The sequence below is a fragment of the Rhizobium vallis genome (assembly GCF_003985155.1).
Classification (GTDB): Bacteria; Pseudomonadota; Alphaproteobacteria; order Rhizobiales; family Rhizobiaceae; genus Rhizobium; species Rhizobium vallis.
The window spans coordinates 85,420-98,878 of the sequence record NZ_ML133696.1; the positions used below are offsets into that span (position 1 = coordinate 85,420).

The window sequence follows — 13,459 nt, forward strand, 5'->3', positions numbered from 1 at the left end:
GGGCCGGGCAACGGCGCGGCAATCGAATACAAATTGCCGCCCATTCCCTGGCTATTAGACCTCAAACATCCGTAACGTCGCCGGACGAGTCGTCACTGTAATCATCGCCGTCGTCGTAATCGGCCTGCTGAATATTGTCGTTGTCCTTGTCGTCGGCATTATCCGAAGCCTGGCGCGTGCCGTCATTGCCATAATAGTTGTTGATGACGGTTTCCTCGGTCGGCGCGCTGGCATTGCCGAAGGGGTTGGCGCCGAAGGGCGAGCCCAAACCGAGCGAGGACATGTGATTGCCGAAGATGCCGCTCAGCGAATTGGCAAGCAGCATGCCGCCGGCAACGCCCGCCGCCGTGCCGAGTGCGCCGTGCAGGAAGCTGCCGCCGGCCGAGGGGGCTGAGGCCTGCTGGCTCCATGGACCGGTCGGCTGCTGCGACATCTGGCGCGCGTTGCTGTCGTAGCCACGGGGCTCGTCATAGCCGCGGGAGGGCTGGCCCCAAGGGCCGGGATTGGAGGGGCCGGGATTGGAGGGAACAGGCGCGGGCTGCTGCGTCTGCGTATTGCCGAAGATCGAGCTCAGGAAGCCGCCACCCTGTTCGGCCTGGCGGTGCTCACTCGCGCCGGCTTCCAGCTGGCGGACATACTCTTCGAGTTCCTTGATATGGTTGGCGGCTGCCTCCAAGCCCTTTTCCTGAACGATGACGGCCTGGGCCAGATAGTAGGTGGCCGACGGCTGCTCGCGTGTCGCCTGGTCTATCAGGGCTTCGGCCTCGCGGTCGCGCGGCTGGGCGGCTGCCGTGCGCACGCGGTCGAAGAGGGCGGTCAGCAATTGGCGTTCTTCCGGTGACATGTCCAGTCTCCTGTTGATCTCGTATGGCGGTTGCCACGTGAAGGGTGAGGTAGGAACCGATTCTGGCTTTTCAAAGCCTTTCACCGTTACATTTCAGTAAGGCTTGCAGAACGGCGCGCGGCTTCTTAAGGATATCTCCACCGCTTCGGTGCCTTGTGTTTTTCCCGCATTGTTTTAGGCATTGAGTCGCACTATGTGCGAGGAACCCGAATTCATCTCCGAGAGGTTCGAATGAACGACGAAGAACAAGACGACAAGACGAAGGAACTGCCGCTCGGCAAGGAAACGGAGGCGAATCTTTTCAAGTCGCGTTCGATCTTCATCTATGGACCGATCAACCAGGAACTGGCGCAGAAGGTCTGCTCGCAGCTCGTGGCGCTTGCCGCGGCCAGCGACGAGGACATTCGCATCTATGTCAATTCGCCCGGCGGTCACGTCGAATCCGGCGATTCCATCCATGACATGATCAAGTTCATCAAGCCGAAGGTCTGGATGATCGGTACGGGCTGGGTCGCCTCGGCCGGCGCGTTGATTTATGTCGCGGCTCCCAAAGAGCGGCGCCTGTGCCTGCCGAACACGCGCTTCCTGCTGCACCAACCCTCGGGCGGCACGCGCGGCATGGCATCCGACATCGAGATCCAGGCACGCGAAATCATCAAGATGAACGAGCGCCTGAACAAGATCATGGCTGAGGCCACCGGCCAGCCGCTCGACAAGATCGCCAAGGATACCGATCGCGACTATTGGCTTTCGGCCGAAGAGGCGAAGGACTATGGCCTCGTTTCGCGGATCGTGACGTCGCAGTCCGATATCTGAGCTTCCAAGCTCAAGCTGTTAAGAACCGCCCTTGCCTGCCGATCGCAGGCGAGGGCGTTTTGTTTCAGACGATGCTTGCGGTCATCCATCGCGAGGGTTGGACCGAAAGGGCTGATTCCGGCCTTGCGCGGGCGGCGATCGTCATGCTCCATGCGCCATTCCCGCAGCAGCGAGTTCCGCCATGCTCAAAGATTTTTCCGTCCAGGCCCTGTTCATGGGCCTGCTTGCCGCTTTCGTGGGTTCCGCCAGTTCCTTCGCCGTCGTCCTGCATGGGCTGCAGACGGTGGGTGCAACGGATGCGCAGGCGGCTTCGGGGCTGATGGCGCTGTCGATCTCCATGGGCGTCTGCGCGATCGTGCTGAGTGCGGTAACGCGATCGCCGATCAGCATTGCCTGGTCGACGCCGGGCGCTGCGCTGCTTGCAAGTACCGGGGCGATCGAGGGCGGCTTCAATGCGGCCGTCGGGGCATTCCTGATCTGTGCAGCGCTGATCGTCGTCGCCGGGCTGTTCAAGCCGCTCGGCCGGGCGGTTGCCGCCATTCCCGCGCCGCTCGCCAATGCAATGCTCGCCGGCGTGCTGATCGGGCTTTGCTTCGCGCCGGTGAAGGCGATCGGCTTCAATCCGCTGTTCGGGTTGCCGATCGTCATTTCCTGGATCGTCGTCGGCGCTTTCAAGCGCCTCTGGGCGGTGCCGGCCGCACTTGCAGCCTTCGTGCTGGTGCTTGCCTTCGGCATCGACATTCCCGACGGCGCTTTCGCCTCGCTTGAGCAATCACTGGTGCCGTCGGCGGAATTCGTCTGGCCGGTGTTCAACCTTGCCGCTTTCATCTCGATCGCGCTGCCGCTTTTCATCGTGACCATGGCCTCGCAGAACATTCCCGGTATCGCCGTCCTGAAGGTCCATCATTATGATCCGAAGCCCGGTCCGCTCTTTGCCGTCACCGGCTTCTTCTCTTTGCTTTCGGCGCCTTTCGGCGGTCACGCCGTCAATCTGGCGGCGATCACGGCGGCAATGTGCGCGGGCCAAGATGCGCATGCCGATCCCAAACGGCGCTATTGGGCATCGTTGAGTGCCGGCGTGGGCTATATCATTCTCGGGCTGCTCGCCGGTGCGGTCACGGCCTTCGTCGCCTTGGCACCTCCCATCCTGATCGAGGCGGTGGCGGGGCTGGCGCTGGTCGGCGCCTTCTCATCCTCGGCGATGTCGGCTTTCCAGGCGCCGGAATCGCGCGAGGCGGCGGCGATCACTTTCCTCGTCACCGCATCCGGCGTTTCCTTCGGCGGCATTTCAGGCGCCTTTTGGGGATTGATCGCGGGCGGCCTGATGCTCGCACTGTCGCAACTGGTGAAGATGGGGAAAGGCGGGGCTCAGCCGAAATGACGGAAAGGCGGCGCGCCGCGAGGGCTTGCCAGTTCCGCTGCCCAAGGTTATAAGCGCGGCCATGAAGACCACTGGCGCCAAGATTTCAGAGACGATTGCACGCGGCCGCATTGCCCTGCGTGACAACTCGCGCGCCCTGACCTCGCTTCTTCTCCTCGGCCTTACGCGCGGTTGCCGGGTCCGTTGAGGAGCGCCCGGCGGCCGAGAGCCCGCCCGGCCATCGCTCCTCGCGACTCACTTTCAAAATTGACCTAACGACCGACGAAGGTCCGCATTTGTTTATCGCCAAGCCCGATGCGATCGGCTAAGAGCGGGGCAAATGCCGGGACGAGGAGACAAGACAATGGACAATACCACCAGCCGATCCTCCACAAAGGGCATGCCCGACGCCGCGGTGAAATACCGCCCTTATCCGCAGGTGAACATTCCCGACCGCACCTGGCCGACCAAGACCATCACCAAGGCGCCGGTCTGGTGCTCGGTTGACCTGCGCGATGGCAACCAGGCGCTTGTTGATCCGATGGGCCACGACCGCAAGGCCCGCATGTTCCATCTGCTGCTCGAGATGGGCTTCAAGGAAATCGAGATCGGCTTCCCCTCGGCTTCGCAGACCGATTTCGATTTCGCCCGCTGGTGCGTGGAAGAGGGCAATGTGCCCGCCGACGTCTCGCTGCAGGTGCTGGTGCAGTGCCGCCCGGAACTCATCACCCGCACCTTCGAAGCGCTGGAAGGCGCAAACCGGCCGATCGTGCATTTCTACAACTCGACCAGCGAGCTGCAGCGACGCGTCGTCTTTGCCAAGGATGTGCAGGGCATCAAGCAGATCGCCGTCGATGCCGCCAAGATGATTACCGACATGGCGGCCAAGGCTGGGGGTGGCTACCGTTTCGAATATTCGCCCGAGAGCTTTACCGGCACGGAACTCGAAGTGGCGCTGGAAATCTGCAATGGTGTCATCGAGGTCGTCAAGCCGACGGCCGATAACAAGCTGATCATCAACCTGCCGTCCACCGTCGAGATGGCGACGCCGAACGTCTATGCCGACCAGATCGAATGGATGTGCCGCAACCTCGACAATCGCGAGAACCTGATTATTTCGCTGCATCCGCATAACGACCGCGGCACGGGCATTGCCGCTGCCGAACTGGCGTTGCTGGCAGGTGCCGACCGCGTCGAAGGTACGCTCTTCGGCAATGGCGAGCGCACCGGCAATGTCGATATGGTGACGATGGCGCTGAACATGTTCACGCAAGGGGTCGATCCCGAGATCGACTGCTCGAATATCGAGCGTATCAAGGAAGTGTTCGAATATTCGAACCAGATGGCGATCGGCGAGCGGCACCCCTATGTTGGTGAACTGGTCTATACGGCCTTCTCCGGTTCGCACCAGGATGCGATCAACAAGGGCATGAAGGCCGCGCAGGTCGCCAACCATCCCGTATGGGAAGTCCCATATCTGCCGATCGATCCGCGTGACGTCGGCCGTTCCTACGAGGCGATCATCCGCATCAACTCGCAGTCCGGCAAGGGCGGCATCGCCTATATCCTCCAGCAGGATTATGGGCTGAACCTGCCGCGCAACCTGCAAGTCGAGTTCCGCGAGGACATCCAGCGCATCACCGACGTCGAGGGCAAGGAGCTTCCCTCGAAGCGTATCCATGACCGCTTCATCGAGCGCTACGTGACGCAGCCGGGCGCACGCCTCAGGTTCGTCGACCACCACACCTATCCCGACACGGAGCGCAAGGGTCAGCGGATCGTCGCGGCCGAGATCACCGACAATGGCGAGATCAAGCGCATCGAAGGGCGCGGCAACGGTCCGATCGACGGCTTCATCAACGCGCTGTCGCACTATCTCGGCATCGAAATGTCGGTCGAGGACTATTCCGAGCATTCGCTGCAGCACGGCTCGAACGCGGCGGCGATCTCCTATGTCGAGACCTCCTATCCCGGCGGCAAGCTCTTCGGCGCGGGCATCAACACCAACATCGTCGCGGCATCGCTGGAAGCGATCGTCTCGGCGGCGAACCGGGTGCTTGAGGTGAAGGCCGGCAAGGCCTGATATCCGGAAAGTCTCAGGCCGCGATCGTCTTGGTACGGCGCGGCCTGACGATTAGGCTGGTTTCGTTGGGTGCAAGCAATGAAAGGCGTACCGTGTAGCCCCCTCATCCGCCCTACGGGCACCTTCTCCCCGAGGGGAGAAGAGGGAGCAAGCCGCTCGCTATGCCTTCTCACCACAGATGCTTTTAGGAGCCGAGACGTTGCCACATGTCTCTTCTCCCCTCGGGGAGAAGGTGCCGGCAGGCGGATGAGGGGCGGCTGATGGTCGATGTTGCTTCGTTGGCACGCCCACCGTTCGCCACATACGACAGCCGGCATCAGATCGCTGTCGCGATCTCCATGGCGAGCTGGCTGAGGGCTGCTTCGGCGGAGGGGCCGGCGAGGACATAGGAGGTGCCGGCATTGTGCCAGGTCACGAGGCCGATCTCGTCCTTGATCGTTTCCTTGAAGTCGTCGGTCTCCGGCGGCTGTGCGTCTTTGCGGAAGCAGATGGAGATGATGTCGCCGTCGGTGTTGGAATAGACGAGCTGGCCGACGGGACGGCTGTCGCCGAGGATGACGCGGGCGCCCTGGAAGGTCCAGGACTCGGCGGAAAGATCGGGCACGCGGAAGGGCACGCCGATTGCGGTCGTCAGCCAGCTGGAGATTTCTTCGGCCTGCGAGGCGGGCACCTCGACGAGATGACGGGGCTGGCGGATCAGCAGGCGCTGATAGGCGGTGACGTCGCCCAGCCAGTCACTGGTATTGGCGGGCGCCGTGGTGGAGGTCGTAGTAGCGATCTCGTCGGCATCCGGGCTGTTGCCGACGAAATAACCGATGCCGCAACCGACGACGAAGAGGATGAGGGCGGCGGCCAGCGCCTGCGGGCCGCTCGGCGCCAGTTTCACCTGTGGGCGCGTGGCGCGCTGGGCTATCGGCGTCTTCGGCGGCTGCGTGCTCTTGATGGAGCGGACGAGGGAGAGCGGCACGGGCTCCTTCAGGACGTCTTCGAGGCGGCGGCGGCCGAAATCGGCGCCATGGCGCAGCTTTTCGTGCAGCCGGCGCGCATTCTCATCGCTTGCCAGGCGCTGCTCCAGTTCATGTCGCTGTTCGGGCGAGACTTCGCCGTCGAGAAGGGCGGTGAGCTGGGCTTCGAGCGGCAATTTCCTGAGATCGAGCAATTCAATACCTGTGGATCGGGTGGGAGTCGGCGAGCGCGGCGAAATGCAGTCTTGCGGTGGCGAGCTGGGAGACGACGCTTGCCGGGGCAATGCCCATGATGTCAGCCGCCTGCTGGTAGCTGTGGCCTTCGACGTCGACGAGCAGGAAGATCGAGGAAACGCCGTCCGGCATTTCGGCGATCATGCGATGGATGACGTCGGGATCGGCCGCGGCCGAGCGTTCGCGCGCGGCCTCTCTGATATCGGTGACGTTGCCGCGGGCCGACGCCTTCGGCTTGCGTTTGCGGCTGTCATCGGCCCATTGCTGGCGGGCGAGCGTGTAGATCCAGCTTTCCAGCCGGCCTTCGCCGTTCCACTGATGTCCCTTGGCGATGGCGCGCTGACAGATGGCCTGGACCAGTTCGTCGGCCACGACCGCATCACCCGCGAGCGTGATCGCGAAGCGGCGAAGGCGGGGCAGAAGGCCGACGAGGTCACGCCGGAGATCGATGGTCGTTGCGGGCTGACGCATTGTCTATCCAAGAAGCATTCACAATGGTTTCGCGGACGAAGGGTTCGCCGTCGGGCGCGAAGCCGACTTTACCGCGCCGGCGATGCATGTGCTTTATGAAGCAAGTCTCCTGCACTGTGCAAGCATCCGGTCGTCTTCCTCCCCCTTTCTCAAGGGATTTTCGTAGCGTAGCCCGCAAAGCTTGCGTCAATATGTCTTGTACCCGTTTAAGCTTTGCAGCAGAGCGCGATAGGCCCAGGTACCCTCGCCGCCGCGATCGCGGATTTCGACGAGCTGGACGCGGGCGCCCTGAATATCTCCCTGTTCCACCAGCGCCATGCCCATGTAGGAGCGGGCGAGGATGTAGTTCTCATCCGCCTGCAGCGCCTTCTTGTAATAAGACATGCCGAGCTCCATGCGGCCGGCCTTGCGGTTGGAATAGCCGAGGTAGTTCAGGATGCGCGGGTCGTTCTGGTTGCTGGCGAGGTTGAGCACGGTGATGGCGTTCTCATACTGGCCGGCATAGGCAAATTCGCGGGCGAACTTATAAAGATCGTCGTCGTTGAAGCTGCTCTTCTTCGGGGTGACGCATTCCTTCTTGGCCTTGTCCCAGACCTTGCCACCGGTGCAGGTCTTGGTCGTCTGGGTCTTCTGCGGCGGATTGGTGTCGTCGTTATTGTCGCCGACCGCGAAAGCGGCCGTAGCCATGCCGACGGCAAAGCCGGCTACAAGCGAAATTCTGCACAGGCGATGGAAAGGGGAAGTCATTGGCGGCTCCGTTCTGAGGCGATGCAGTTATCGGGAGTGTACGCTTAACGCCAAAAATACCAAGGGGGTAAGCGGCCTCCACGGCAAATGTTGCGGCGACGGCTCTCTGCTCTCACAAGCCGGTTGAAGCGCTGCATAAGGACGGTTCAGAAAAAACGCTAACGTACGAAAATATCGGTGCTTTCCGGCATGACGGCATCGCCGGCCTTGTTCACGCTGAAGCGCTCGCCGGTGAGCTCCCAAGCGCCGGGAGAACCGTCGATGGTGAAGAGGTTGTAGGCGGCGGGCGGCTTGATGCTGCCCGGTCCCTGCGAGGCCGACGCGATGCCGACGACGGGCACCGGCTGCACCTGGCCGCGCAGCCAGTGCAGCGTGTTGAGGTGCGTGTGGCCGTGCAGCACGAGCTCGGCGCCGCCGGTCGAAATCACGGCGGCGAAGCGGCGGATGCCGATCATCCGCTTGTGAAAGGCGGTGGCGCCGCGGATCGGCGGATGGTGGATCATGACGACGCGGAAGAGACCGGCTTCGCCGGCCGCGCGCAGCATGTTCACCGTGTCACGGGCTTGGCGGGCGCCGAAGAAGCCGGAGGCGGCAAAGGGAGGGGTGGCGACCGCCGTCGAGCAGCCGACGATCGCGACTTTGCCGCGGACGCGCAGATAAGGGAAGATGTGGCGGTCTTCCTGCCATTGCGGCGGGGAAAGGTCGCCGCGGACATAATCGTACCAGGCGCGCATCGACTTCTCGTAGGCGCCGGGTACATAGGCGTCATGATTGCCGGGAACGACCGACGTCTCGGCGGGATCGCCGAGCGCGCGCAGCCAGGCGGCGGCGCCGCGGATCTCGATACCGCTCGCCAGATTGACGAGATCGCCGGTGACGGCCAGGTGATCGGCCTGATGCGCACGAATATCGTCGAGCAGCAGATCCAGCGTGCTGCCGAAAAGGTGCTTGCGTCGATTTCGATGCCAGTTCACAAAGCCGGTTATGCGTTTTGAAAACAGCTCTTGAATGGAAAGACGGGGCAGCGGTCCGAGGTGGACGTCGGAAATATGCGCGAGCTTGAACATGTTACGAGACATAGACCAGCTTATTGACAAATCAAACACATCCGGCGTGATGAAGAGCTGAAACGGAGCAATGGTGGATAAAGAGAAGCGGCCCTTTTACATCAGGATGGCCCTGCGCCTCCTGCATGTCTATTTCTCCGTCGCCCGTGGCATGACGATGGGTGTCCGGGCTGCCTGCTTCGATGCGGAGGGGCGGATTTTCCTCGTGCGCCACAGCTATGTCGGCGGCTGGCATATGCCGGGCGGCGGATTGGAACGCAACGAGACGGTCGAGGAAGCACTGGTCAAGGAGCTGCGCGAGGAGGGCAACCTCCAGATCATCGGCAAGCCGCATCTGATCCAGGTCTATTTCAACACCTCGACCACCCGGCGCGACCACGTCGTGTTTTACCGGGCGACCGTGGCGCAGACGGCGCCGCGCCCGCCGGACTGGGAAATCTCCGACAGCGGGTTCTTCACTCTCGACAATCTGCCTGCTGGCACGACCGAGGCGACGCATCGCCGCCTCGCCGAGCTTCGAGGCGAGCAGGAGCCCGACCACCGCTGGTGACAAGAATCAGGCCGCGTTTAGCCTGGCGCGGCCATGCGGGCTGTCGAGATCGAGCTCCGGGCCGACAGGGACGATGCCGGTCGGGTTGATCGTCTTGTGGCTGCGGTAATAATGCTGCTTGATGTGCTTCAGGTTCACCGTCTCGGCAACGCCTGCTGTCTGGTAGAGATCGCTGAGGTAGCCGGAGAGGTTGCTGTAATCGGCGATGCGGCGGATGTTGCACTTGAAATGGCCGACATAAACGGGATCGAAGCGCACCAGCGTGGTGAACAGGCGCCAATCGGCTTCGGTCAGCCTGTCGCCGAAGAGGTAGCGGCTCTTGCCCAGGCGTTCGTCGAGCATATCGAGCGTCTCGAACAGCTTGCCGACATTTTCCTGATAGGCTTCCTGGGTGGTGGCAAAGCCCGCCTTGTAGACGCCGTTGTTGACGGTGTCGTAGACCGTGGCGTTCAGCGCGTCGATTTCGGCGCGCAGATCCTCCGGGTAAAAATCGGCCTTCGAGCCCGTCAGTCCGTCGAAGGCGCTGTTGAACATGCGGATGATTTCGGCCGATTCGTTGTTGACGATCGTGCCGGTCTTTTTGTCCCAGAGGACGGGAACGGTCACGCGGCCGGAATAGTGAGGATCGGCCTTGACGTAGATCTGCCAAAGGGTGGCGGCGCCGAAGAGCGGATCGCCGGTGGCGCCGTCGCCGATGTGGAACTCCCAGCCGTTCTCGACCATCAGCGGATCGACGACGGAGACCGAAATCAAGTCTTCCAGCTTTTTCAGCTTGCGGAAGATCAGCGTGCGATGCGCCCAGGGACAGGCGAGCGAGACGTAGAGATGGTAACGCCCGGCCTCGGCCTTGAAGCCGCCGCTGCCGGAGGGCCCGGCCTCGCCGTCCTGCGTCACCCAGTTGCGAAACTGCGAAGGCTGCCGCTTGAATTGGCCCTTGCTCTCTTTCGTATCGTACCAGACGTCATGCCAGACGCCGTCCACCAGCATTCCCATGATCTTCATTTCCTTGATTTGCGTGTCGGGACTAGAGTTAGCTGAGATAGCGGGGATTTGCAGGGGGGAAAGATTGAACAGTGCGTTACACCGTTCATGCGCTGCACAATCCGGATTGCTGCCGTGTCCTTTGTGCATCTGAAAAGATGCGCGGCGCAGGCGTAGCGCATTTTGCGTTGGACGACGGAAATTTTTCCTGCTATCGGCCTTTTCACGATTTGAGAGACCCCTGCCTGATGTTCATCTCCAGAAACCCGCGACGACGCTGATGCTCCCGAACGCCAAAGGCGTGTTCGAGACCCATCAATCTGTCCATCCGGTTTCTGTCATCATGTACAAGCACGATCTCGTCTATCTCACAGAAGACGCGTCTCATGACGCCGCCATCGAACACATCAACGAAGAAGCCTTCGGTCCCGGCCGCTTCACGCGTGCCGCAGCGCGCATCCGCGAGCAGGGGCCGCACGATCTGTCGCTCTCCTTCATCTGTACTGACGACGGCGAGACGATCGCCTCCGTGCGCATGACGCCGGTACTCGCCGGCTCAGTGAAGGGCCATCTGCTTGGCCCGCTTGCCGTGCGCCCTTCGCACAAGAACAAGGGAATCGGCCGGGAACTGGTGCGGATCGCGGTGGAGGCAGCAAGGCGCAAAGGCTCGGAAGCCGTCATCCTCGTCGGTGATCCGCCCTATTACGGTCCGCTCGGCTTCGAGAAGGTCGCCTATGCCGCGCTTGCCTTTCCGGGTCCGGTCGATCCCAGCCGCGTGCTCGTCGTTCCGATCGGCGAAGGCGTCCACGGGCGGCTGAAGGGCACGATCGCCTGGCGCGAATGATTTAGGCTCTACAGGTTTTTCCTGAGGAAGCTGCGCGTGCGGCCTTCCGGGAAATCCTTGAGTTCGCCGAAGACTTCATAACCCTGCCTGAGATAGGCACGCAGAGCCTGCGGATTGAACGTGTCGATCCAGGCGCCGCGACAGCCCCGGGCTCTTGCCTCTTCTTCGGCCTTTGCGAGCAGATTGCCTGATAGACCGATGCCGCGCAGCGTCTCGGGAACATAAAGCATCTGGGTGAAGAGCCAGCCCCAGGCGGTAAAGCCCGAAAGACCGCCGGTCACATTGCCGTCGGTATCGCGGATGAGGACGGCAAGCGGCTTGCGATCCGCAGGGCCAGCATCACCGTTGTTGAAAGCCGAGAGCGCATCGGTGATCGCCGCGAGTTCCTCCTGCGAGGGCGAGGCGCTAAGCTCTAATTCCGGCATGCCTACCGCCCCTCGCGCCACCACATGGCGCCGAAGGCGAAGAGCAGGATGCCGACGCCGGCAAAACCGGCAAAGAGCGGCAGCGTGTTGATGCCCTTCAGAACCGTCTCGCTGGTCATGCGGATCATCATGCGCTCATTGTCGGAGACGCGGATCTGGCCGCGCACCGGCAGGATCGGCGGCACGCTGATTGCGCCGTTTGCATTGGCGACACGGGTAACGAGACCCTTACTCCTGTCGGCGACCGGCTTCAGCACATCCGTCGTCGAAATCATCGCCTTGAACTCAGGCGCATCTACGGCGCCGATATGGACGAGCGTCGAGAGCTTGCCGTTGCGGATTTCGAAGAGGCCGATCTCGTCCATCTTCTTCTCGGCCTTGTAGAGGCCGGGCTCGGTCTGGGTGAGCGGCAGCGTTTCGGTCTTGCCGGAGGGATAACGAACGGTGGCGTTGCCAGGATTGTCGCCGATCGTCTGGCGCGTGACTTCAAGGGTGCGGCCGGAGGCGCGCGCCGTCAGCGCTTCTTCCTCGAGCGCCGGTTCCTTCATCAGCCAATGGGCGATGCGGCGATAGAGCGAGACATTCGGGCCGCCGCCTTCGAAGCCGCGCGCCCAGAGCCAGCCCTGATCGGAAAGCAGCATGGCGACGCGGCCCTGGCCGGCGCGGTTCAGCACCAGCAGCGGATGGTTGTCGGCGCCGAGCATGATCGTCTCGCCCTCAGGCTTCTCGACGTCGACGCTGCGGAACCAGCGGCCCCAATGCGGCGGGTCCTCGCCCGAACCATCAAGGCCGCGGGTGACGGGATGCTTTTGGCCTTCCTCGGAGAGGCGGGGATAGAAGGCCTTTTCGATCATCTGGCCGGTGGGCATTGCCGGCAGCACCGAGGAAAGCGGCGTCATGGCGATGGAATCGGGGCCGGCATGCTCGGGGCCGGCGGCGATCAGCAGCGCACCGCCGTTTTCGACATATTGGGCGATATTGTCGTAGTAGAGCAGCGGCAACACGCCGCGATGCTGGTAGCGGTCGAAGATGATCAGGTCGAAATCCTTGATCTTGTCGACAAAGAGTTCGCGTGTCGGGAAGGCGATCAGCGACAGCTCGTTGATCGGCGTGCCGTCCTGCTTTTCCGGCGGACGAAGAATGGTGAAGTGGACGAGATCGACCGAGGCGTCGGATTTCAAGAGGTTGCGCCAGGCCCGCTCGCCGGCATGCGGCTCGCCGGAGACGAGCAGGACGCGCAGATTCTGGCGGATGCCGTCGATGACATGGACGGCGCGATTGTTGGCGGCGGTGACTTCGCCCGGAAGCTCGGCGACGGAAAATTCGAGCACGTTGCTGCCGCCGCCCGGCACCTGGAAGGAGAAGGGCGTGTCCTGGCCGGGCGTCGCCCGCAGGGTGGCGATCTCGTTGCCGTTCATCTTGACGATGACATCGGCAGTGCCGCCCGGGCTCGGGCCGTCATCGAAAACGCGCAGGATGACCTGCTGCTCCTCGTTGACGATGCCGAAGCGCGGCCCCTTGATGACTTCGATGCGGCGATCGAATTCCTTGGGCTTGCCGGTGACGAGGCCATGGATCGGCGCGTCGAAGCCGAGCGCCTGATTGGCGGCCGGGACATCATGGACTTCGCCGTCGGTCAGCATGATGGCGCCACCGACGCGGGAGGGAGGGACATCGGCAATGTTGGCGGCCAGCGCGTCGAACAGGCGCGTGGAGGGCACATCGGAATTGACGTCGCCTTCGACATCGATGAAGCGCGGCTCGATCTGGGGAAAGCGGGCGAGCTGTCCCTTCAGGGCGGCGAGCGCGTCGTCGGTCATCTTGACACGGTCCGGCGTCTGCTGGCTCTGGCTTCGGTCGACGATGACGGGAACGATCGTCGACAGCTGATCCCGGTCTTCCTGCAGAAGCACGGGATTGGCGAGCGCCGTCAGCAGGGCGAGTGCCGCCAGTGTCCGGACCCAGGCGCCGCGAACGCCACGCCAGAGCGCGAAGGCGGCGATAACAGCGCTGACGGCGGCCAGCGTCGCCAGAACCGGCCAGGGCAGGAAGGGCGAGAAATCGAACGTCAT

Annotated in this window: 13 protein-coding genes; 5 read left to right on the plus strand and 8 right to left on the minus strand. The window is 62.6% G+C overall.

The features are described 5' to 3' along the window. Positions 1 to 61: 61 nt before the first annotated feature. Positions 62 to 844: a DUF2076 domain-containing protein gene (locus EFQ99_RS26280; RefSeq protein ID WP_126924144.1), complete on the minus strand. Its 783-nt coding sequence runs from the start codon at positions 842 to 844 to the stop codon at positions 62 to 64. Positions 845 to 1,075: 231 nt separating this feature from the next. Between EFQ99_RS26280 and EFQ99_RS26285 the strand changes: the two genes are divergently transcribed. From EFQ99_RS26285 to leuA, 3 genes are all read left to right on the plus strand, one after another. Beyond that, a complete protein-coding gene (locus tag EFQ99_RS26285) occupies positions 1,076 to 1,660 on the plus strand; it encodes an ATP-dependent Clp protease proteolytic subunit (RefSeq protein ID WP_008530697.1) in 585 nt (194 codons plus the stop codon). 181 nt (positions 1,661 to 1,841) lie between these two features. Further along, the gene (locus EFQ99_RS26290) at positions 1,842 to 3,041 is read left to right on the plus strand and encodes a benzoate/H(+) symporter BenE family transporter (RefSeq protein ID WP_126924145.1); all 1,200 of its coding nucleotides are present in this window, start codon (positions 1,842 to 1,844) and stop codon (positions 3,039 to 3,041) included. A 343-nt stretch (positions 3,042 to 3,384) separates the two neighbouring features. Then, entirely contained in the window at positions 3,385 to 5,103 is a 1,719-nt protein-coding gene (gene leuA, locus EFQ99_RS26295; RefSeq protein ID WP_245441588.1) for a 2-isopropylmalate synthase, read from the plus strand. 316 nt (positions 5,104 to 5,419) lie between these two features. Here the strand turns inward: leuA and EFQ99_RS26300 are convergent, their stop codons facing one another. The 4 genes from EFQ99_RS26300 to EFQ99_RS26315 all read right to left on the minus strand — a co-directional run bounded on the left by EFQ99_RS26300 (position 5,420) and on the right by EFQ99_RS26315 (position 8,587). Next, the gene (locus EFQ99_RS26300) at positions 5,420 to 6,262 is read right to left on the minus strand and encodes an anti-sigma factor family protein (RefSeq protein ID WP_126924146.1); all 843 of its coding nucleotides are present in this window, start codon (positions 6,260 to 6,262) and stop codon (positions 5,420 to 5,422) included. Position 6,263: 1 nt separating this feature from the next. Further along, positions 6,264 to 6,773, minus strand: a complete 510-nt coding sequence (locus EFQ99_RS26305; RefSeq protein ID WP_126924147.1) for an RNA polymerase sigma factor — start codon at positions 6,771 to 6,773, stop codon at positions 6,264 to 6,266. Positions 6,774 to 6,959: 186 nt separating this feature from the next. Next, positions 6,960 to 7,520: a tetratricopeptide repeat protein gene (locus EFQ99_RS26310; protein ID WP_126924148.1), complete on the minus strand. Its 561-nt coding sequence runs from the start codon at positions 7,518 to 7,520 to the stop codon at positions 6,960 to 6,962. 158 nt (positions 7,521 to 7,678) lie between these two features. After that, a complete protein-coding gene (locus tag EFQ99_RS26315) occupies positions 7,679 to 8,587 on the minus strand; it encodes a metallophosphoesterase family protein (protein ID WP_126924281.1) in 909 nt (302 codons plus the stop codon). Between the two features lie 70 nt (positions 8,588 to 8,657). Here EFQ99_RS26315 and EFQ99_RS26320 point away from each other — a divergent pair, with 70 nt between their 5' ends. After that, complete coding sequence (locus tag EFQ99_RS26320; protein ID WP_126924149.1) at positions 8,658 to 9,137, plus strand: NUDIX domain-containing protein; 480 nt, start codon at positions 8,658 to 8,660, stop codon at positions 9,135 to 9,137. A 6-nt stretch (positions 9,138 to 9,143) separates the two neighbouring features. On the opposite strand, the gene EFQ99_RS26325 is transcribed toward EFQ99_RS26320, so the two are convergent. After that, positions 9,144 to 10,130 (minus strand): glutathione S-transferase family protein, encoded by a 987-nt coding sequence (locus EFQ99_RS26325; protein WP_126924150.1) that lies wholly within the window; start codon positions 10,128 to 10,130, stop codon positions 9,144 to 9,146. Positions 10,131 to 10,398: 268 nt separating this feature from the next. Here EFQ99_RS26325 and EFQ99_RS26330 point away from each other — a divergent pair, with 268 nt between their 5' ends. Then, positions 10,399 to 10,962, plus strand: a complete 564-nt coding sequence (locus tag EFQ99_RS26330; RefSeq protein WP_126924151.1) for a GNAT family N-acetyltransferase — start codon at positions 10,399 to 10,401, stop codon at positions 10,960 to 10,962. 8 nt (positions 10,963 to 10,970) lie between these two features. Here the strand turns inward: EFQ99_RS26330 and EFQ99_RS26335 are convergent, their stop codons facing one another. Together EFQ99_RS26335 and EFQ99_RS26340 are read right to left on the minus strand one after the other, a co-directional pair. After that, the gene (locus EFQ99_RS26335) at positions 10,971 to 11,387 is read right to left on the minus strand and encodes a GNAT family N-acetyltransferase (RefSeq protein ID WP_126924152.1); all 417 of its coding nucleotides are present in this window, start codon (positions 11,385 to 11,387) and stop codon (positions 10,971 to 10,973) included. A 2-nt stretch (positions 11,388 to 11,389) separates the two neighbouring features. Further along, a complete protein-coding gene (locus tag EFQ99_RS26340) occupies positions 11,390 to 13,459 on the minus strand; it encodes a hypothetical protein (protein WP_126924153.1) in 2,070 nt (689 codons plus the stop codon).

Coding starts and splice junctions, on each gene's coding strand:
- EFQ99_RS26280 (WP_126924144.1), bottom strand. CDS start 844: ATGTCACCGGAAGAACGCCAATTGCTGACCGCCCTCTTCGACCGCGTG.
- EFQ99_RS26285 (WP_008530697.1), top strand. CDS start 1,076: ATGAACGACGAAGAACAAGACGACAAGACGAAGGAACTGCCGCTCGGC.
- EFQ99_RS26290 (WP_126924145.1), top strand. CDS start 1,842: ATGCTCAAAGATTTTTCCGTCCAGGCCCTGTTCATGGGCCTGCTTGCC.
- leuA (WP_245441588.1), top strand. CDS start 3,385: ATGGACAATACCACCAGCCGATCCTCCACAAAGGGCATGCCCGACGCC.
- EFQ99_RS26305 (WP_126924147.1), bottom strand. CDS start 6,773: ATGCGTCAGCCCGCAACGACCATCGATCTCCGGCGTGACCTCGTCGGC.
- EFQ99_RS26310 (WP_126924148.1), bottom strand. CDS start 7,520: ATGACTTCCCCTTTCCATCGCCTGTGCAGAATTTCGCTTGTAGCCGGC.
- EFQ99_RS26315 (WP_126924281.1), bottom strand. CDS start 8,587: ATGTTCAAGCTCGCGCATATTTCCGACGTCCACCTCGGACCGCTGCCC.
- EFQ99_RS26320 (WP_126924149.1), top strand. CDS start 8,658: ATGGTGGATAAAGAGAAGCGGCCCTTTTACATCAGGATGGCCCTGCGC.
- EFQ99_RS26325 (WP_126924150.1), bottom strand. CDS start 10,130: ATGGGAATGCTGGTGGACGGCGTCTGGCATGACGTCTGGTACGATACG.
- EFQ99_RS26330 (WP_126924151.1), top strand. CDS start 10,399: ATGCTCCCGAACGCCAAAGGCGTGTTCGAGACCCATCAATCTGTCCAT.
- EFQ99_RS26335 (WP_126924152.1), bottom strand. CDS start 11,387: ATGCCGGAATTAGAGCTTAGCGCCTCGCCCTCGCAGGAGGAACTCGCG.
- EFQ99_RS26340 (WP_126924153.1), bottom strand. CDS start 13,459: ATGACGTTCGATTTCTCGCCCTTCCTGCCCTGGCCGGTTCTGGCGACG.